Origin of the sequence: Endozoicomonas sp. (genome assembly GCF_051008435.1) — a bacterium.
In the GTDB taxonomy this organism is placed as follows: domain Bacteria; phylum Pseudomonadota; class Gammaproteobacteria; order Pseudomonadales; family Endozoicomonadaceae; genus Endozoicomonas_A.
In genome coordinates this window covers 1-20,215 of the sequence record NZ_JBPCXO010000171.1, presented here as the reverse complement: position 1 = coordinate 20,215, position 20,215 = coordinate 1, and the positions used below count along the sequence as shown (strand labels likewise).

Sequence of the window (20,215 nt, the reverse complement as noted above, 5' to 3'; positions counted from 1 at the left end):
CTGTCGGACTTATGCTTTCGAGCATAAATTTCAGTAGAACGAGTCGAATTATTCGATGGATTCGTGAGAATAGTTGACCTATTTAATCGAATTCATCGAATAATTGGGCCGTTCTTTCTGGAATTCAGACCGAAATAGTCTTAAGTCCGACAGGCTCCTAGGCAGGTATGGCTAGGTTGTAGTAGCAAAGTGCGAAAAATAATAATATACCCATCGTCTTTCAAGATGCTACGTTGTTGTCTGCGTTCGCTCACCCCGATCACTTACTATTTGTAGGCTCACGGGGATTCGCTCTCTTGCTGCCTAGGAGCCTGTCGGACTTACCACTGACCTACTGCGAAAAAGCCTGATTTGGCCATTTTTTATGATTCTTTTCGTTGAATAGCTCACTATTCGCCTCAAATAATCATAAAAACTGTCTCAAACCGGACTTTTCCTCGCTACGGTCGGCTAAGTCCGACAGACTCCTAGTAGCATCTTGAAGTCCAATGGGTATAAATAGGTGTCGTGTTATTATAGCAGGTGCAGAATTATTCATCCTGCACCTGTGTTGTTCTGAAAAATCAGGCTTTTCGACATTGCGTCAGGTTATTGAAAAAAGCCTTGTTCTCTTCGCTGGCAAAGAAACTTTCCAGATTCTCTGTCAGACGTCGTTGCCAGTTTGGATACTCAGTACTGGTGCCAGGCACATTGACCGGAGTATCAATCATCATGCAGTCTTCCAGCTGAATACCGGCAATCTGTGAGCCTGATCGAGCCAGATAGTAGCTGAAACGCTCCATCAGCTGACGGGTAAACGACTCAGGAATCTGATCCCAGGTGTCTGATGGTAATTTGTTTTAGGCAAGATGACTGAGTTTCAGAATGGCGTATGGGCCGAATTGGGGATTCGTGCTGAATATGGCAATGGAGAGTCGGCTTTCTACTCTTCTCCAGGCAGTGAAAACACACAGGATGATGGCCAGTTTGAAGTGAAAGAAGCTTTCATGAAAATTGGTGGTCTGTCCTACCTGCCTGAAGATGCCCATGTTTGGGCAGGTCGTCGTTACCTGAACCGTCAGACTGGTTTGTTGTCAGGTGAATTCTGGAGACAGTCTTCCGGTGTCGGCTTTGGTTATGAGCAGGGACGTTCCGGTATCGCTGTTGTTTCTGTTGATCCTGGCGAGAAGGACAACAAAGATAATATCGAAGAAAAAGTGGGTGATTGTGTCACCATGCACTCCATCGACTTATACAGCTATGGCCATGAGGCTCTGGGTGGCAGCTTCGATTACGATCTGAAAATCATGTTGCAGGACAACAAAGGCAAGTTTGAAAAAGCCTACGGTGACAATGCTGCTACTAATGGTATTGGTACTGCTATCACCTACAACCGTGATTACTATGGCCTGGACGGTTGGTCTACCACCGCTCTGGCCTACGGTACGGGTATGGCGGCTAACCGTGGCGTTGACTTTGGTGCCTGGTCTGGTCTGGTCAGGCGGGTGGCGGTGCTGCGGACAACGAAGATGCCAGAACCCTGTTCTTCACCTCTTACGGTGTTCTGAACATCAACCCATTGTGGCAGATGGCTTCTGAAGTGACCTACCTGCATGGCAAGAACATCTGGGGTCTGACTGAAAGTGTCGACACTCCAGTGAAGGAAGCTGAAACGGTTGATCGTTTGCTGGTTGCTGTTCGGCCAACCCGTCGTGTAAACGATAACTTCCGTTGGGAATTCACCGCATCCTACGGTTATGACAAGTCCAACTGGTCAGCTCAAACAACGACGACCGATTATTACACGGCTGAAATAGCGGGCGTGATCACAGTGAATGCAGACTACTTTAGTCGCCCACAAATCAAGCCGTTTGTGACCTACCTCTACAAAGATGCCAAAGATGGCTGGGGCGCTGACTTTGATAATGAGAAAGGGGTGCTTCAGTTTGGTGTAGAAGCTGAAATCTGGTTCTAAATCGGTCGATCCTTGTGTGACTCCTACTTTGCCGACGCCTTTGCGCCGGTTTTTTTACAGCCAGGCGGCGCCTCTTACCCCGGAGGAATCTCCATGTTTGGCTTGAACAATTCGAGTATTCAACCGGTCAGAGAAAACATACTTTGCCACTGCGTTTGGGAGTTCGGTATAGAGTGGTTGTATATTCGACATGCCTCCCCCCAGGACTATCACTTCCGGATCAAAAATGTTTATGACACCTGCGAGAGAACGGGCCAGTGCATCGACATAATGACTGAAATGTTTTACGGCCTGTTGATCACCGTTCTCAACTCTTTCCATTACTGATTTTGCCTCAGGAATGTCCTGGACGCTGTAGCCGTGGGCTTCACGGAAACGTTTGGCCATACCCGTGCCGGATGTAAAAGTTTCAATACAGTTCTTCCGGCCGCAGTAACAGGGTTGGTCAGGTCCATCGGAGGATTCGTGGTAATAAGGCAGAACATTATGTCCCCACTCTCCGGCAATGGCGTTAGGTCCTTGAATCAGCTGACCGTTATACACCAGTCCGCCACCGCAGCCTGTTCCGATAATGACGCCAAAGCAGCTCTTGGCTCCGGCAGCCGCTCCATCGGTTGCCTCTGATAAGGTGAAGGAGTCGGCATCGTTGGCCAGTTTGACCGTCTTGCCCAGGCGCTGTTCAAGATCTTCTGCAACCGTCTGATCATTCAGGTAAAGGGTGTTGGCATTTTTCATACGGCCGGTATCAGGGCTGACGGCACCCGGCAGACAAAGACCGACATTGCTGGCCTGACCGTAGTGAACTTCAGTGACGTTAATCAATTCCTGGATACTATCCAGAAAGTCCGGGTAGTTATCGGGAGTGGGTTGCCGCTCACGGTGAATCATATCTCCGGAATCGGACAGTAAGACGATCTCCGTTTTAGTACCACCTACATCGATGCCAATTCGCACAGAAACACCCCATTTGACGTTAAACCGACTCTTGCGATGAGTTTAAACGAATCTGAAAAGTAGATGAATCCCCTCTGTCAGGCGTCTGGCCGATCCTCTTTAGAAACCGTTTTTTGATCAGGCAGTGGGTTTTTGCTAAGGCTGCTATCCAACCAATAAACACTGTCGTGCAATGTTGAAATCGTTTACAGGGCGCAATTCCTTTCCATAGTGCGACTGACCAAGAATAATTTGCAACTAAACCGGAATGACCGGAAATCAGAAGTATAATTATCCACAGGTCATGCCGTCACGTTTGGTTAACAGACAGCCATGAGCGGAAATGCCGACGTGTCGGAAATCTTCAGACACAGGTTACGCCAGCCGGGTTAAACCATCGAATGGCAAGCACCTGTCATGGCGACTTTTTCACGAGGTGCTGTTTGGGTGCCCGACAGCTATGAGCGGCTGAATCATTGACTGCCTCTGATAGGCGAGAAATTTTTCATGGTAAATAACGCAGGTGGAAAAACATGAGCGCAAACAAGGCTGGGCAAAATGATGTAATGCCCGTTGTAGACAGTGAAGACATTGCCCAGGGGGTAGTTAAACATCTTCATCAATCTCTGGGTGTTGAGTTCGATGAAGCCGGACCTGCAGAGTACTGGGAAGCTTTGAGTCTGGTCGTCCGTGAGATTGATCTGCAACGTATCCGCGCAACACGCAAGAAAGAGCGTGAAGGAAAAGCCCGCCGTATTTACTACCTTTCTCTGGAATTCCTGGTTGGCCGTCTGCTGGGCAATAATCTCCACAATCTGGGGATCTTCAAGCAAACAGAAGAAGCCATGGCCAACCTGGGCATGCCTCTGGTTGATATTCTGGAGCACGAGTCTGACCCTTCACTGGGCAATGGGGGCCTGGGAAGGCTGGCTGCCTGCTTTATGGACTCGATGACCACTCTTGATATGCCCGCCATGGGGTATGGCATTAACTATCGCTTTGGTCTGTTTCGTCAGAGCTTTGCCGGTGGCAAACAGGTAGAAACGCCGGATGGCTGGCGTGAAGACAGTTTTCCCTGGGGTATTGAAAGAGCCAAGCGTAAGCAACACATCAAGCTTTATGGCACCGTGAGAGAGCATGCCGGTAAAGCTGTCTGGGAAGATACTCAGGAAGTTCTGGGCATGCCCTGGGATGTCCCTGTCACAGGTTATGGCACAGATACCGTTAATACTCTGCGCCTTTGGGAAAGTCGCGCTGCTCATGGTTTTGATCTGAACAGTTTTGATGCGGGCCGTTATCAGGATTCCCGTTCCCAGGAAATCAGTGCGGAAAACATCAGCCAGGTTCTCTACCCCAATGATAACCATCCGGCGGGTAAAGAGCTGCGTCTGATCCAGCAGTATTTCTTTGTGGCCTGTTCACTGGTTGATCTGATTCACCGTTACAAGCGAGAGAACGGTGACAGTCCTGAGCTTGAGCAAGTCAGCCTGGATAACATTGCTGACAAGGTAGCCATTCAGTTGAATGATACCCACCCGGCCATCGCCGTCGCTGAATTCATGCGTGTTCTCATGGATGAAGAAGATCTGGTCTTCGCCAGAGCGTTGGAAGTCACTCGGGAGGTCTTTGCTTACACCAACCATACCTTGTTACCGGAAGCTCTGGAAAAGTGGCCTCAGCGTTTGATTACCAAAGTGCTGCCACGCCACATGCAGATCATTCATATGATCAACTATCACTTCCTGCATTCCGAGGTAGAAACGGTCTGGCCAGGTGATGACAACATGAAACGTCGCTTGTCGATTATCGAAGAGCCGGATCGTCCGGGCGATGATCAGATGGTGCGGATGGCCTTTCTGTCAGTTGTGGGTAGCCATAAGGTCAATGGTGTGGCCGCTTTGCACTCAAGACTGGTTCAGGAAAAACTGTTTCCTGAGTTCCATCAAATGTGGCCTGATAAAATCATCAATGTGACCAATGGGGTCACTCCAAGACGCTGGCTGGACTACTGTAATCCAGAGCTGGCTGCACTGATTGATGAAACCATTGAGGGCGACTGGCGAAAAGATCTCTATAAGCTGGATGCCATGAAGGCTTATGCCGATGATCCGGCTTTCCAGAAACGTTTTGCTGCCATCAAGCATGACAATAAAAAGCACCTGACATCGGTCATCAAGGAACTCTGCAATGTGGATGTGAGCCCTGATGCCATTTTTGATGTACAGATCAAACGTCTCCATGAATATAAGCGTCAGCAGATGAATCTGCTCCACATCATGGCGCTGTATCGACGACTGCTGGATAACCCGGATCTGGATGTGCCTCAGCGGGTCTTCATTTTTGGTGCCAAAGCCGCTCCTGGCTACAAAGTGGCCAAAACCATTATTCATGCCATCAACCGGGTGGCCGAGCGGGTGAATAATGATCGTCGTATCAAAGACAAATTGAAGGTAATTTTTCTGCCTAATTATCGTGTCAGCCTGGCTGAAAAAATCATTCCTGCTGCGGATGTATCAGAACAGATCTCTACGGCCGGTTTTGAAGCTTCAGGAACAGGTAACATGAAGTTTGCCCTCAACGGTGCCCTGACCGTGGGGACGCTGGATGGGGCTAATGTCGAGATTGCCGAAGAAGTAGGCGACGATAATATCTTTATTTTCGGACTCACTGTTGAGCAGGTGTCAGAGCTTCGTCATCGGGGCTATAACTCAAGGGATATCTACAACAGTTCGGAAGAGTTGCGCAGTGTTATTGACTGGCTGGATTCCGGGGATCTTTCTCCTGAAGAACCTGATGCGTTCAGACCGCTGGTTGAATCCTTGCTGGATCAGGGAGATTACTTCCTGACACTGGCGGATTACCAAGCCTACAGTGATGCCCATGAACGCATTGTAGAAACCTGGAAGAAGCCTGAACTCTGGTGGAAAATGGCGATCATTAACTCTGCCTCCATGGGTAAGTTTTCATCGGATCGTTCCATTCAGGATTATGGCAAGACCATCTGGAACATGACCTGATAAAGTTGGGTAACAGGTTGTTTTCTACGGTAGGTCAAGTGTATTATTTTTAAGCAATATGCCTGACCTCGATAATAGGTACGTCAGCAGTACCAAGCAGTTCGTCGATTCGGGCTCTGTTCTTGTCATCCAGATTAGCGTCCCATTCGTCAAGTAACAACAACTCTGGTTTGTTATTCATAGCTATGACTTCTTCTATTGCTGAAATAACAAATTGCCCTGTAGAGAGTTCAGGGCTTGTATAATCAAACAATAAGCCCGATGGATCAGAGGGCATATAATAGGCGTTGGGAAATATTTGCTTGATCTGCTTCAGAATAAGGCTTTTGCCCGTTCCATTGCCGCCACGGAGTGTAGATCGCCTGATTTTGTTTTGTTTAATCAATTGTAAAATAGTGTTAATAGAGTAGATGGGCTGTCCATTCATGGTGATTTTTTTCCATTGAATCAGGTGGTTAAGGTATTGATTGTGAAGGTTGGAGGGCGTCAGAGTAGCCATCATTTCAGACAGTTTGGTTCTGTAGGATTTTAGTTGAAACAGTACGTCAACGGTAGTTTGAATAGATTGTATAATTTGAATTTGTCTGGGCAGAGTTATGGCTAGAGCGATCATAATAGCTTTGTCGTTAGTTGACAAAAACAGGTAAAGTATAAAACCTAAAATTGGACAAAGAGCTGCCGCCATGGCTATCGATCCAAACAGATGTCGAGTTTTTGCATAACATGTAATTCTATCTTTAAGGTTCTCTGCCATGGAAAAATGTTTTTCTTTCCAAATATCAAAATTGAGTTGATTACCTGTCAGGATATTGTCCCATGCATGAGTGAGAATCTGGCGATAGTTATTTCGAGCAATTAACTCTTCTCGGGTCGCCCCGACAATAGATTTATTCGTCAATTTGATGGATAAAATGATGATGAGTACTGAAAAAAGATAAGGGTAAATAAATTGATGGTTAATCTCTATTATGATTACTAATGCTGATAGAAAAAGATTGAGTGCAGTTGAAAGTGAGGTATAGAAGAAAAAAGTGCTGTCTTCTATTACTTTTTGAGCTTCTGAAGTAAGCCATGATTTAGTTTGTTTTTTTTTATTTTTATCTAAGAATCTAAAATAGGAGTTGATATGAGATTGATGGAATAGATTGACATAGGCAGTGATGATTGTGACTTTTGATTTTTCCATAAAAAGGAATGAAGTGACTGCGGGTATGTAAACAATAACCAAGCTAGAGAAGAATAATGTAAGTGAGGCCAGGTAACTGTTGTTGTTGATAATATCATTTCCCAGTTTTACAATGAAAACCGTTGAGCTGGCAACAATCAACTGCTGGATTAAAAGCAATACAACACTTATCAGGAAAAGCTTGTTTTTAAAAATTAACCTCAAGATTAAAGGCCTTTTAACTGAAAGTTGATTTTTTCAATAATCTCCAGGCTTTTTGCTGTAAGCAAATTGTGTTTTTTGTTTGTGGAATTAATTGAATCAATAGTTTCGATACAATCTTCCTTGAGCTTGTTATAACCAGGGTGCAAGGAAAATGAATACTCAGAGGTGTTCAGATGCTGTCGAAGTGATAGAATCTCAAACCCAACTACCAAGCTGTGAATAACCTTGTCCATTGGTCTTGGTTTGCAGAGTATGGCAGATAAAGAAAATTTTTCAGGGTCATTAATCTCTGTATAGTTTTTATAGTGTATGAACCTGAGTTCATCAAGAAACATCAGTTGGTGAGTTACTTCATGCACCAGAAATTCAATGGTATCCCAGAGGTTCCAGTTTTTTCGGTTCGATACCCAGATGACTCCAATGGCGTTGGAAGTTGAGCCGCCACTTTGATTGACTGATCGCCAATAGAACAGAGTGTTCACGACCAGAAAAAAAAGATCGTAAATCTGAGGAGCCTTAACTTTTAGTTGGGAAAGTGCTGAGTCAATACGGCTGAGTGACGCCTTCATGCTTGCTTTTTCTGTATACTCTAATCGACTTTTATGGATATTTTCCTTCGAGAAAGACTCTTGTTGGGAAAAACTTGATAATAAGCTTTCTATTATTTTATGGTCGTATATATTTTTTGAGAATGAATGATTTTGCCATGTGTTGGGTTGAATCTTCTTTAAAGTTTTTATGTAAGCAGTTTTAAGCGAAGCCGTGTTGTTGAAACACTGGTTGCTTGAAGTGTATTTTGAAATGGATATGATGGTTTCCAGATTTTGATGAAAACCGTTAAGAAAGAACATGCGTTACCTTTTGATGCTGCTCAAAGAATGAGGTTGTAAAATATCTGTTATTCTTCGTAACTGCTCAGAATTTGTAGGCGAATTTTGTAGTCGATTGACTATAACCACAATAAAATCAAGGTGGCGTTCTCAAAAAGGGTATTTTTGCTTACAAAAAATGAGCAGTTACGTCCCAAGTAATGCTTCAATCTGGTATTGTTGACCCTGACCCTGACCCTGACCCTGACCCTGACCCTGAGCCAGCTGCCAGTATTGTCTGGTTTGTGTACTCATTCCTGACTTCCATTTCTGAGTGTGAGAGCTACAGAATGTATCAGCAGCTGGCTCACATATGAAATATCAGTCGATTGCACTTATTGTATTAATCCAGCCTTACCTCATCAAGCATTCAGAAAAGATCTCCCTTCCTTTCATGGACAATCATAACGTACGGCTGATTTGAAAAAGTGGTAATTGTTTGATTGGCGATTTCTTTTGGCAAAAAACACTCGACACTGACGGATATTTTCCTGATCATATCGTCCAGTTTTAAACCGCTCTCGTTATTGTCATTGAGGCTGTTCTCCATCGCTGCTTTCTCCACAAAATAGAAAGTTTATAGTAGAGGGAAAATTTATAGAAGCTGTCCAGAATCCCGTCAAGTTTCAGGTAGCCTGCTTTTTGAGAGAAGATCGTGGAGAGAAGATCGTGGAGAGAAGATCGTGCAACCAAAGACTATAATGGCTTTTCATAGTATTAGCAGTGAATTTGTTATCGTATGCCTAATTCTGTCGAACCGCTGATCGGCCATCTGCTGGATAGCCGTTGTGCCGAGCCATTTAATCTCCTGGGGTTTCATGAGTGTCCTGAAGGTGGTGCTCTGTTGCTGAGAGTCTGGAGGCCCGATGCCAGTTCTGTCAGTGTCATTGCTTTCACGTCTGGTGAAGCTATGGGCGAGATGGCTCAGGTCGCACCGGGACTGTTTGAGTTGGTACTGCCAGAATGCTGCTCTGTCTTTCTGTATCAACTGGCGATCACCAATAAAGATCATCAGTCGTATACATTAATTGATCCCTATCAGTTTCAGTCATACTCCCTGAGTCATGTTCACCGCGAGCCTTACCGGAATTATCGGTATATGGGAGCGCATCTGGTTTCTTTGCATCCGGAGCCCAAAGTCACCGTTGAGGGCGTGATTTTCAGGGTTTATGCGCCGAATGCGAGAAGTGTCAGTCTGGTAGGTAGCTTTAATGGCTGGGATGGCAGGATTCATCCCATGTCCAGCTCGGATGATGGTATCTGGCGTTTGTTCATCCCGGACGTCAGGGCAGGTGATCTTTATAAGTATGAAATTCGAAGCCAGCAGGGCGATTTACTGCCTCACAAGGCAGACCCTTATGGTTACTATGCGGAGCAACCGCCTGGTAATGCTTCTATTGTTTATGATCATCTGGATTATGAGTGGGATGACAGTCGCTGGAAGCATCATGCCTGTCTGGACAGGCCGGTCAGTATCTATGAAGTGCACCTGGGGTCCTGGCGTCAGGAGCAGGGGAAAAGCCTCACTTATAAAACACTGGCTGAACAGTTAATTCCTTATGTCGTCGACATGGGATTTACTCATATTGAACTGATGCCACCCATGGAACATCCGTTTACAGGATCCTGGGGCTATCAGCCGGTTGGACTGTTTGCACCTACCAGTCGTTTTGGCAATCCGGATGATTTCAAGGCCTTTATTGATGCCTGCCATCAGTCAGGTATTGGAGTCATTCTTGACTGGGTGCCTGCCCATTTTCCTTCTGATCCCCATGGTCTGGGCCGCTTTGATGGCACAGCTCTCTATGAATATGCGGATCCCAAAAGAGGCTGGCATCCTGACTGGCAAACGCTTATTTATGACTATGGCAAACCTGAGGTAAAGGATTTCCTGATCAGCAATGCCATGTACTGGCTGGATCGCTTTCATCTTGATGGTGTTCGGGTGGATGCCGTGGCTTCCATGCTCTATCTCGATTATTCCAGAAGTGAAGGGGAGTGGGAGCCTAACCGTCTGGGCGGGAATGAACACATTGAAGCAGTGCAGTTCCTGAAGGAGTTGAACGAAACGCTTTATCTGCACTATCCGGATCAGGTTTCCATCGCTGAAGAATCCACCAGTTGGCCCAAGGTCTCCATGCCTACCTACGACGGTGGGCTGGGTTTTGGCTACAAATGGAATATGGGCTGGATGCACGACACCCTGGACTATATGGCGCGTGACCCGATTCATCGCGGCCATCATCATTGGGAAATGATGCAAAGCATGACTTACCACTACAGTGAACATTTTATTCTTGCACTGTCGCATGATGAGGTGGTGCATGGTAAGGGCAGCCTGCTTAGCAAAATGCCAGGGGATGAGTGGCGAAAGTTCGCCAACCTTCGGGCCTATCTGGGGTTTATGTTCGGTCACCCGGGGAAGAAGCTGCTATTCATGGGTTCTGAAATCGGCAGTACCCGGGAATGGGATCATGATGGTCAGCTGGACTGGAATTTACTCAATAAAAATCATTACAGCCAGGGACTTAGCCAACTGGTTAAAGATTTAAATCACCTGTATAAGTCTTATCCTGCTCTGTATAAGTCAGACTATGACCATAACGGTTTTGCCTGGGTGGTTGCAGACGACCAGCAACAGAGTGTATTTGCCTTTATACGAAAAAGCTTTTCAGGTTCTCCGGTTCTGGTCGTGGCTAATATGACACCGGAAGTAAGACAAGATTACAGGATCGGCGTGCCGATCGAGGGAATCTGGAAAGAAATATTGAATTCGGATGGACAGTGTTTTGGTGGCAGTGGCGTCGCCAATAGCAAGGCACTTTATACCGAGCATTATCACACCCACGGTTATGATTACTCGCTGGTGGTAACACTGCCTCCTTTATCGACCCTGTTCCTCGCTCCGGATTCATGCGCCATATGAAAAAGTACCTAACCTGTTGTTGTCACATATTCTGGGCGGCGGCTTTTTCCATCTATCTGCGTTCCAACTCTGGTTACGAAGAGCCAGCTACGCGCTCGACGTTGCACCCGAGGGCATAAGCGCCTTGAAGGATGAAAAAATCCACTCGCCAGAAGATGCGAAAACAACTGGCAAGGTACTCTAACCTTGAGCGAAAAAAATTATTGTGATAACTGATATTTCTGTTTCTGCGGGGTGCCCCGGGCTGCAAGGGGCAACACAGGTTAATGACGATTTTTTGCCGGCTTCTCATCATGAGGCTGTGGGCGTGAATTTTGCCGTTTATGCGCCTGACGCCAGTCAACTTTACCTTTGCCTTTTTAGCCCGAATGATGGGGAGCAGCGGCTGGAAATGATGCCCTCTGATCAGGGAGTTTGGCACCTGTTGGTTAAGGGTATTGATGCAGGCCAGCTTTATGGCTTTCGTGCCGATGGTGCCTGGTCACCTTCTATTTCTCCCCGGTTTAACACGCACAAATTGTTGATGGATCCTTATGCCCGGGAAATACGGGGTACGATCCAGTGGTGTGAAGAGCTGTTTGACTACCAGTGGCATTCGCAGTCAGAGGACAATGCCTACAAAGTCAAAAGCTTCTCTTCAGCAGACAGCGCTGAGCAATGGCTTAAGAGTGAGCAGGACAGCTCTGCCTTTGTGCCCCGAAGCGTGGTGAGAGAGCATTCTTTTGACTGGCAGTCTGTTAAAAAACCTGGCATTTCCAGGGCAGACAGTATTGTTTATGAATTGCATGTTAAAGGATTTACAGAGCAACATCCGGATGTGCCAGAAGAACTCAGAGGGACTTACCTGGGGCTCTGTCATCCCAGTGTGATTGAGTATCTGAAAGGACTGGGAGTCACGGCTGTTGAGCTGCTACCTGTGACATCACTGGTCAATGAAGAGCGTCTGGATAACATGGGGCTCAGGAATTATTGGGGATATAACCCTCTTTGTATGATGGCTCCAGAGCCTTCAATGGCTATCAAGGATCCGGTCACTGAAATGAAGACAATGGTTCGTGAGCTGCATAGAGCAGGTATCGAAGTCATCATGGACGTGGTCTACAACCACACCTGTGAGTCAGGGCATGGTGGTCCCAGTTTGAGCATGCGCGGGCTGGCAGAAAGTGATTACTATCTCATGGATGATCATAATGGTCGTCTATCCGCCGTCAACTATACGGGTTGCGGTAATACTCTGAACTTTGACAGCCCCCAGACTCTGAAGCTGACTATGGACGCACTGCGTCTGTGGGCAGAAGAGTATCAGATTGATGGTTTCCGCTTTGATCTGGCTCCCACTCTTGCCAGGCAGCATCGTGCATACCAGTATGACAGCGCCTTTTTCCGTGCGGCCCATCAGGATCCGGTGGTTTCCCGCACCAAGTTGATCGCAGAGCCCTGGGATATTGGTCCTGAGGGCTATCGACTGTCCGGTTTCCCGGGTGAGTGGCAGGAATGGAGTGATCGTTTCAGAGATGGTACCCGAGCCTATTGGCGCGGCGATGATGGACGGTTGGCTGAGATGGGCTGGCGCATAACCGGTTCTGAAGATGTATTCGGTAAGCGTCGTTCATTAGCCAGTATTAATTATCTCTGCAGTCATGATGGTTTCACCCTCAATGATCTCTGTTCTTATGAAGAGCGTCGCAATCATGCCAATGGCGAAGATAACCGGGATGGAGATCAACACAATTTTTCACGCAATTATGGCGTTGAAGGCGAAACGGAAGATCGTGGTATCAGAGCCAGAAGGCTAAGAGCCAGAAAGAATATGCTGGCAACGCTGATGCTCTCTCGGGGGACTCCGATGTTGATGGCGGGTGATGAGTTTGGTAACAGTCAGCAGGGTAATAACAATGCTTACTGTCAGGACTCACCGTTATCCTGGCAGGACTGGAGCTGGATGCAGGACAGAGAAGGGGACAGTGCAGTACTGCAGTCATTTGTTCAGCAGCTGATTACGTTTCGAAAGACCCATGACCTTCTGGGTGGTGCGGGTGGTCGCAAAGCCACTACCTGGTATTCGCCGGACGGCAGTGTATTGACTGAAGCCCAACTGGGAGAACTGGGTGGAGGTTGTCTCTGCATCAAGATGGTTTCAATGGACGCCAACGAGGATGAGAGAAGTCTGTACATCTTGATCAATAACGAACAGCAGCCCCGAAAAGTGACTTTGCCCCAGGTTGAACCCCATAAATACTGGACCCGGTTGCTGGATACCAGCTCAGAGTCTCCATTTTCCAAAGAGGCTTTACTTACCCGTGGCTGGTTTGAGATGGAAGCTAACTCTCTGGTTGTTATTGAAGAGCACCTCTGACTCTCACTTCATACAGGCGCTAAAGCGCTCGTCTGAATGATTCCTATCTCATATTCGGGCATCTGTACATCAGGCAGGTGTCCGTTTTTTGAACAATGTCATACATTCACTATTTTGGTGCATAACGGGCTTTCGAAGTTTTGCACTGGTCAGATACTATACACCTTGGTCTATTTTGAAACAGTCGTTTGTTTTATGTCTGGGTGGGGACTATGCACTCAGGTTTATTTAGTAACAATTGTGCGTTTCAAATCTAGCCCGAAAATTTCATAAAGTGCCCAGAAGCCGACGAGCGATGTGCGTTTATTTTTTTCCGGACTAGTGACTCCCTGACAATAAAATAATTAAACAATAAAAATAATATGACAAAAAAATACCTGACCTTAATGGCACTCAGTCTCTGGCTGTTTGCAACGGGCGCTATGGCATCCAAGGGCGTCGCCTTTATTCATGGAACCGGTAAGCAAACCAATGCTTACGACAACTACTGGACGGGAAACTTTGTAAACTCTGTACGACAGGGGCTGCCAGATAGCAGTAAGTATGTAGTGATCAACTGCGACTTTGACCAGTTTATGTGGCATCCGGAGGCGGCGGGTTGCCTGGCCAGCCAACTGACAAACTTTATCAATAACTATGGAGTTACTGATCTGGTCGCCATTACTCACTCCAATGGAGGGAATGTAATTCGCTGGATTATGTCCAATCCCACATCGGATTCACGCTACCCCAACATCATAAATACTTTAAGCAGAGTCATTGCTCTTGCTCCCTCCAGTTTGGGTACTCCACTGGCAGATGCCGTCAACCAGGGGAATGTCTTTGAGCAGTCTCTTGGCTGGATTCTAGGTTATGGTTCGGATGCGGTGAAACAGCAGCAAGTCAGTTGGATGGCGAACTATAACGCCCAGAACCTCTATGGCACACAGGGCAGACCCTCTCTGCCAAAGCCTTTTGAAGCTGTTGTAGGGAGTGATGTTGATTCAGCCATTTGGGACAATGACAGTTACTGTGGTGGCTATCAGTATCAGCTGTCTCTGGAAACCACCCAGAATTGGTTGGACAACTGCTCCGATGGCTTTCTGGAGTGCACGTCACAGGCCGGCGCCGGTTCCGTTCTTTTCTACGACAAGAGTCGAACAAAAGGCAGAGAGCCATTGAGTCATCATCAAAGCAGACGCGACTGCTTCAGGCTCGACACCATTCTGCGCAGCGAAATCCAGGGGTAATATCATGAAAAGAACAATGATTGTGAGCCTGATAGCAGCCAGTGCAAATCTGATGACTGTTGGCAATGTGACGGCCAGTGAGTCTGAGCTGAACAGTATGTCGGTTCCCATGCAACAGCGGAGTATGGAGAGCATCACCAGTGAGCAGCAACCCATTCATTTTAGTTTTGCTGAAACCGGTGAAGTCTGGGAGAACCGTCAATCGGCTGAAGTGGCGTTGGAAAGTAATGAATACTGGTTCCAGGTTTCTGGTGCTGAACTTAAGTCTGGCGTTGATCTGGATATCAGTGAGCCTGAACCTCTGGTTCGGTTTTCATCCTTAACGCTGGCAGATCCAAGGCAAAGTCTTGGTGGTAATCAGACCGGTTTACCTTCTGTTCAACCAGGACTCATGAGCAAGCAGCCCGGATTATCTGAAATGCCAGGAGCCCAGAGCCGTCGTCGTGCCAATGCTATTAATCCTGATCAGCTGGAGATTTTCAGAGAGGGTCAGGTTCAGCCCATGATTGCTGCCAAGCTCAACATGATTAATGAAACACAACTGGCCTCGGACAGTGTTTTTCAGCGCTCAGGGGCGATGAAACTCAATTCGTCGATTGGAACCGGCCGCTTCAAAATGAGAACTCGTCAGAGCCTCCGTGACTCCGATCAGTATCTGATCAATATCAAGGAAAAAGGCAGTCAGAAAAAGCTTCATATGTCAGCCCCGAGACTGTCTCTGCTATCAGGAGAGGCCATTACCTTTGGAGCCCAGATGAAAGATCGTAATCGGGTATTATCCGGTGCAGGGTATCAAGCCTATGTCGTCAGCCCTGATGGAGAGACTAGCTGGGTAAAACTGAGAGAGGGTAAAAAAGGACAATGGCAGGTTGATATGCCTTCCAGATTGGGTCACACAAGACCTGGAGAGTTACATGAGTTGTATATTGATGCCTATGCTCCAGAAGGAAACAATCAGCTCAGACGGAGCGGTAAAATTGCTTTCTCTGTCGCAACACCTACCGCTCAACTGGAAGATATCAAGCTGGTGATGGAAGACGGCACACTGGCTGACAGCATGATCAATGTGGCTTCCGAAGGTCGTTATGAGTTGCGTGGTACACTCTATGGCACCGACGAAAAGGGAGAGATGCGTTCCATTATGAGAAGTCACTCTGCCTACTGGTTAACACCCGGTTTGCAACAGGTGGCTTTGAAGCTGGATCAGAAGATTCTTGAGAACAGTGGCTTGAGCGAGCCTTTTACCTTGAAGTCTTTCGAGTTGATTGATCAGAGCCAGCTCGGTGTTCTTCACCGCCAGTCTGAAATCTGATCATGCCAAGCCTGACGGGAAGTAAAGTCAGGCTTTTAACCATTCACTGCATTGTGTGATTTGATTCTCAGTCCAGCTATGGAGTTTTTTGAGGCATTCCGTTTCGTGGTCAGCCAAGGCCCAGAGTTCTGACAGGTCTGTGATGGAGTCAGGCTCATCTCTTTCCTCTATTTCTTCCCGAACTGATTGCAGCTGATTGAAGGTGGTAACTTTCTCATCCAGGAATGTTTCCAGTTGGTTGTATTGAGAGGTCGCTTCAGAAGTTGATTGTACCAGGCTGGCAAACGACAGAAGACTGCCATGACCTTTGTTGAGTTCCGACAGTCTTTGATTCCAGTGATCGGAGGGTTCTCCCTTGTATTGATCCACCCGTTGGCAGGCATCCTGAAAAACAGGAAGAGTCTCTTCTATGGGAAGGGGAGAGTCTTGCAGCATCTTCTCGAACTGGTCTCTGATATCCAGCATAGCTTCGGCTTTTCGGGTCTTCTGAAGCTGGCTGTCCAGTACTTCCACCGCAGTATCCAACAGTTTCGCCTGAAGGTTGTAGTGGGCTTTCGGGTTTTCAACCACGGTATCAATCCAGGCTTGCATGTCCCTTAGCAGAGAAAGGTTAAGATCATCGGAGTTACTGCTTCCGGCTTTTTCTGTGCATTGCTCAAGAAACTTCAGTGCGCTGCGACAAAATGGGTCAGGGTAGGTGAGCTCTTTGAGGTGTTCCAGCGTATGGGTAAAGGGATAGGTCTCCTGGTTTTGCATTTGAATACGAGCCATATTGTATTCGGGAGCTGACTCGGGCTCTGCTATTTCCAGCGTCTCTTCCCCTGACTCTTCGTTCACTTGTTGTTGATAGACACGGTAAACCTCATCCATTGTGTCTTCTTCCAGTTCGGGCAGATCGTCGAGTTGTTCCAGGTAACTTTCAATTTCCCTGTGGAAGGTTTTCAGAGTCGACTTTTCCAGCATGGATTCCAACAGTTCTACCAGGTCGGCTCTCTGGGCTGGGTCACTGCGTTGCTGTTTGAGGGTGTCCCAGTGACTTTTTACATGATTCGTGAATAAAGACTGATGAAGTCGTCTTCTGGCTCTGGGATTCGGCAAGTGCTCACTGACAGCATTGGAGAGATCCAACAATTCAGAAGGTGTTTGGGTTTCAGACATCTCTGAACCAATGAGTCGCTCCATTTTCTGTGCATAAGAGTCAGATAATGCCTCCTGGCGTTCAGGTTTTAGACTGGCAATCTTGCCTCTCAGTCTGGCCAGTTCCTCAATGCTGGAGGCTTTCTGAATCATGACACTCAAGCCTGTGACCTGACTTCTTCGTTTTTTTCCCGGTGCATCATGAGTCTGTGCGGCGGGTTGGGGGCTTTTGAGGCCAGCAGTGGGTTGTGGCTTTGTGCTCGACACTTTTCTGTGCTGATGGCTGGAGACTTTGTCTATTTCGGTGTTCAGGCTTCCGGGTTCCTGGGAAGGAGGATTCAGGGGGACGGAAGGGCCTGTGATATCGCCTGACATAGCGGGTCATCCATGACTCTGGTAATTAGATTAAGGGTAGTCACTCAGAAACCGTTATTCCGCAGCTGTCATCGTGACTGGATCCTGGTTCAGTGGAGTGGCTGGTGTATAAAGCATCAGTACAGCCAGGCTGGCCAGTCCACCCAGGGGGAGCAGAATGCCAGGAATCCAGTCAATGTTCGAAATTTCGATCAGCCAGGTAGAGAGTAATGGTGTTATTCCACCTGCGATAAAGCCGAGATTGTAGCTCAGGGCAATGCCGGTATATCGAACCCGGGTGGGGAAAAGCTCGGAAACAATGGGGATCTGGGTGGCTGCCATTAAGCCAACCAGTAAGGAAAACATGGGGAGCGTTATTGCATTGAGGTTGGGGTAGCGGATGACCAGCCAATACCAGGGCAGCCCTATGAATAAATGACAGAAGGTTGCCGCTTTCAGCATGGTTTTCGGACGGCTGCGATCATAGAGCAGACCAAACAGCAGCACTGTTATCACAATCAGAGCCGCCATAATGGTGGAATGAAAAGCCGTTGTTGTCTCTTGGTGATGGAGCTGCAGCCAGGAAGGCAGAAAAACCTGAAGAAGTATGATGGTGATGCTGTGGGTAATAATAGCCAGAGCGCCACAAACTACTTGTCGTTTGTAGTGTTTCAATACGGTCAGTAGAGGCACGCTGGAAATCTGTTTCGAGGCCAGAATTTTCTGAAACAACAGGGTTTCCTGAAAGCGGCGGCGAATAACATAGCCAATAATGCCCAAAAAAGCGCCCAGCCAGAAAGCAATTCTCCAGCCATTTTTCAACAAGCCATCGTACCCTAGGGTAAGCATCAACACGCTATGCACGCAGTATCCCAATAGCAAACCTGAACACATCCCTGAAATGACAGAGGCATTGGCAATTCCGATTTTTTCGGGAAAGTGCTCGCTGATATAGGTCAGGGCGCCACCTGTCTCTCCCCCCATAGAGATTCCCTGAATCAATCGTAAGGCCATCAGTAGAAGAGGGGCCAGATAACCAACCTGATCGTAGGTGGGTAAAAAACCAATCAGCAAGGTAGAAAGGGCCATGAGCAGTATGGTGAAAGTGAACGGTTTCTTTCTGCCTTTTCTGTCACCCTGATGCCCAAACAAAATACCTCCCAGAGGCCTTGAAACATAGCCGATAGCAAAGGTTGCAAAAGTCAGCATAAGACTTTCATTCAGTTTCTGGGTGGGAAAGAAAAGCTGGCTGATGTAAGGAGTCATCAGGGCATAAATCATGAAGTCATAGACTTCCAGGGCACTGCCCAGGCTGACAACGGAGATCAGTTTCAGATTGAAAGGTTCTGCAGGCTTGGTTTGCATGTTGGCACTGCCAAAGTCTTAATTTCGAGCGAAAGGTTAGTTCATGTTGCGTAACGGACAGGAACTAAATCAGATCCTGAACGTCAAAAATGGATGGAAATTAGCAGTGTCACGAATGAGCAGGAGGCTCGGTATGGACTCGGTATCTCATCCTCTTCAGAAGCCCTTACCCCCACAACCCGTAACGGATGCAGGACGCCCGAAGGCGGGAAAGGCATCCCGTTTGACGTTTGGATCAAGAACATTCAAAACAATCTCTTCTGGTCTGACGACCCGACAGATGATCGATAGCCTGAGCAAAGCCGACAGCGCTCTTAGGGAGAGAGTGATCTGCAGTTCCAATCCCTTAGAACTTTCCCATCATTTGCAGGCTCTATGGCCAGCTGATGAAGCCAGCGAACAAACGCAGGATATTGACAGTCTCCAGGTAATGGAAGCTCTGAATAATCTGCGTCTTGTCGATGCTTATCATCGCTATGTGGACCTGGGGGAGGACGATTCTGCTGCTGTCCTCAGGGAAAGTATGAATAGAGCGGCCAGCTTGTACTTTTTAAAGACTATGGATGAGCAGGGTATTTGTGAACTTCTGGGCGATGAGGAACTGATGAAGAGAGTGATAAAGCGCGATTTTTATCAATTTATGCAGGCTTGCCCAACGATCGGTCAGGATATTGCATCTGACAATGCATTGAGTTTTGTTCAGCTTTCTGAGATTAAATCCCAGCTGAAAGAATGGTTGTCTGATGTGGGTTTTTGCCCGGTCAGAAGCCAGTCCAGAAAAGCTCTTGAACAGGAATTAGGCATTCCTTATGAGATGCTTCCAGAGTTTGATCATGAAGGGTTCATGGCTCAGAGAATCACTGAATTGGAGTCAGCACCTGAATTGTTGGTGTTTTTGCAATGGGGAGAAACTAAGCGGGTAAGCGATAGACTCATGCGACAGGGTAAGTCAAAGCTCGCAAGGTTGCTTTGTTCAGACTTACTCTCAAAAGCTTATCTCTCGGAGTACTTTGAGCACTTGGGGAAAGACAGCCGAAGGCTCTATGCCAGAAAAGAGACAGACAGCGATGTCTATCGAAGTCAGCAGCAACAGTTGGCCAGCAAGATCCGATCCAAACTTATCTCGGTTGTTGGAAAAGCCCGGCAAACCGCTGAAAAAGTGCCCTACAAGAAAGAGAGTTTCAGCAGCCTGGAAACCTGCTGTTATTACCTGAAAGTCTATTACCAGGAATCGATTGAGAGTTACTTAAACTCGATTCTGCAGTTTTTCTCACTTGACAATCAGGTTGCATCCAATAATTCAAATTTCCCAGCATGAGATTTGAGTGATTCCGTAGGCTCCCGTTTACCAAGATCTCGCCCCGCCATATGCC

At 47.2% G+C, this 20,215-nt stretch carries 14 protein-coding genes; 8 read left to right on the top strand and 6 right to left on the bottom strand.

What is annotated here, in order from left to right:
* Window positions 1–563 precede the first annotated feature (563 nt).
* A complete protein-coding gene (locus ACR2PX_RS08335) occupies window positions 564–809 on the bottom strand; it encodes a 4-alpha-glucanotransferase (protein WP_433998897.1) in 246 nt (81 codons plus the stop codon).
* A 39-nt stretch (window positions 810–848) separates the two neighbouring features.
* On the opposite strand from ACR2PX_RS08335, the gene ACR2PX_RS08330 reads away from it, so the two are divergent.
* Together ACR2PX_RS08330 and ACR2PX_RS08325 are read left to right on the top strand one after the other, a co-directional pair.
* Window positions 849–1,547, top strand: coding sequence for a carbohydrate porin (locus ACR2PX_RS08330; protein ID WP_433998895.1), 699 nt, complete (start codon window positions 849–851; stop codon window positions 1,545–1,547).
* The gene (locus ACR2PX_RS08325) at window positions 1,463–1,954 is read left to right on the top strand and encodes a carbohydrate porin (RefSeq protein ID WP_433998896.1); all 492 of its coding nucleotides are present in this window, start codon (window positions 1,463–1,465) and stop codon (window positions 1,952–1,954) included. The genes ACR2PX_RS08330 and ACR2PX_RS08325 overlap by 85 nt, the downstream gene beginning before the upstream one ends.
* Before the next feature lie 54 nt (window positions 1,955–2,008).
* Here ACR2PX_RS08325 and ACR2PX_RS08320 read toward each other — a convergent pair whose 3' ends face one another.
* Window positions 2,009–2,908 carry an ROK family protein gene (locus tag ACR2PX_RS08320; protein WP_433998894.1) on the bottom strand — a complete coding sequence of 300 codons (900 nt, stop codon included), beginning with the start codon at window positions 2,906–2,908 and terminating at the stop codon, window positions 2,009–2,011.
* Window positions 2,909–3,420: 512 nt separating this feature from the next.
* On the opposite strand from ACR2PX_RS08320, the gene ACR2PX_RS08315 reads away from it, so the two are divergent.
* On the top strand, window positions 3,421–5,904 hold the full coding sequence (locus tag ACR2PX_RS08315) for a glycogen/starch/alpha-glucan phosphorylase (RefSeq protein WP_433998893.1): 2,484 nt from the start codon (window positions 3,421–3,423) through the stop codon (window positions 5,902–5,904).
* A 49-nt stretch (window positions 5,905–5,953) separates the two neighbouring features.
* On the opposite strand, the gene ACR2PX_RS08310 is transcribed toward ACR2PX_RS08315, so the two are convergent.
* Entirely contained in the window at window positions 5,954–7,294 is a 1,341-nt protein-coding gene (locus ACR2PX_RS08310) for an ATP-binding cassette domain-containing protein (protein WP_433998892.1), read from the bottom strand.
* Between the two features lie 2 nt (window positions 7,295–7,296).
* Entirely contained in the window at window positions 7,297–8,145 is an 849-nt protein-coding gene (locus tag ACR2PX_RS08305) for an aKG-HExxH-type peptide beta-hydroxylase (protein ID WP_433998891.1), read from the bottom strand.
* 757 nt (window positions 8,146–8,902) lie between these two features.
* Between ACR2PX_RS08305 and glgB the strand changes: the two genes are divergently transcribed.
* The 4 genes from glgB (at window position 8,903) to ACR2PX_RS08285 (ending at window position 15,986) form a co-directional block, all read left to right on the top strand.
* On the top strand, window positions 8,903–11,089 hold the full coding sequence (gene glgB, locus ACR2PX_RS08300; protein WP_433998890.1) for a 1,4-alpha-glucan branching protein GlgB: 2,187 nt from the start codon (window positions 8,903–8,905) through the stop codon (window positions 11,087–11,089).
* Window positions 11,090–11,294: 205 nt separating this feature from the next.
* Window positions 11,295–13,445, top strand: a complete 2,151-nt coding sequence (glgX, locus tag ACR2PX_RS08295) for a glycogen debranching protein GlgX (RefSeq protein ID WP_433998889.1) — start codon at window positions 11,295–11,297, stop codon at window positions 13,443–13,445.
* Window positions 13,446–13,807: 362 nt separating this feature from the next.
* Complete coding sequence (locus tag ACR2PX_RS08290) at window positions 13,808–14,674, top strand: hypothetical protein (RefSeq protein ID WP_433998888.1); 867 nt, start codon at window positions 13,808–13,810, stop codon at window positions 14,672–14,674.
* 4 nt (window positions 14,675–14,678) lie between these two features.
* Window positions 14,679–15,986, top strand: coding sequence for a DUF4785 domain-containing protein (locus tag ACR2PX_RS08285; RefSeq protein WP_433998887.1), 1,308 nt, complete (start codon window positions 14,679–14,681; stop codon window positions 15,984–15,986).
* Window positions 15,987–16,013: 27 nt separating this feature from the next.
* On the opposite strand, the gene ACR2PX_RS08280 is transcribed toward ACR2PX_RS08285, so the two are convergent.
* Window positions 16,014–17,498 carry a hypothetical protein gene (locus tag ACR2PX_RS08280; protein WP_433998886.1) on the bottom strand — a complete coding sequence of 495 codons (1,485 nt, stop codon included), beginning with the start codon at window positions 17,496–17,498 and terminating at the stop codon, window positions 16,014–16,016.
* 54 nt (window positions 17,499–17,552) lie between these two features.
* Entirely contained in the window at window positions 17,553–18,842 is a 1,290-nt protein-coding gene (locus tag ACR2PX_RS08275; protein WP_433998885.1) for an MFS transporter, read from the bottom strand.
* A gap of 133 nt (window positions 18,843–18,975) precedes the next feature.
* On the opposite strand from ACR2PX_RS08275, the gene ACR2PX_RS08270 reads away from it, so the two are divergent.
* On the top strand, window positions 18,976–20,160 hold the full coding sequence (locus tag ACR2PX_RS08270; protein ID WP_433998884.1) for a hypothetical protein: 1,185 nt from the start codon (window positions 18,976–18,978) through the stop codon (window positions 20,158–20,160).
* The last annotated feature ends 55 nt before the right edge of the window (window positions 20,161–20,215 follow it).

Coding starts and splice junctions, on each gene's coding strand:
- ACR2PX_RS08330 (WP_433998895.1), top strand. CDS start 849: ATGACTGAGTTTCAGAATGGCGTATGGGCCGAATTGGGGATTCGTGCT.
- ACR2PX_RS08315 (WP_433998893.1), top strand. CDS start 3,421: ATGAGCGCAAACAAGGCTGGGCAAAATGATGTAATGCCCGTTGTAGAC.
- ACR2PX_RS08305 (WP_433998891.1), bottom strand. CDS start 8,145: ATGTTCTTTCTTAACGGTTTTCATCAAAATCTGGAAACCATCATATCC.
- glgB (WP_433998890.1), top strand. CDS start 8,903: ATGCCTAATTCTGTCGAACCGCTGATCGGCCATCTGCTGGATAGCCGT.
- ACR2PX_RS08290 (WP_433998888.1), top strand. CDS start 13,808: ATGACAAAAAAATACCTGACCTTAATGGCACTCAGTCTCTGGCTGTTT.
- ACR2PX_RS08285 (WP_433998887.1), top strand. CDS start 14,679: ATGAAAAGAACAATGATTGTGAGCCTGATAGCAGCCAGTGCAAATCTG.
- ACR2PX_RS08280 (WP_433998886.1), bottom strand. CDS start 17,498: ATGTCAGGCGATATCACAGGCCCTTCCGTCCCCCTGAATCCTCCTTCC.
- ACR2PX_RS08275 (WP_433998885.1), bottom strand. CDS start 18,842: ATGCAAACCAAGCCTGCAGAACCTTTCAATCTGAAACTGATCTCCGTT.
- ACR2PX_RS08270 (WP_433998884.1), top strand. CDS start 18,976: ATGGACTCGGTATCTCATCCTCTTCAGAAGCCCTTACCCCCACAACCC.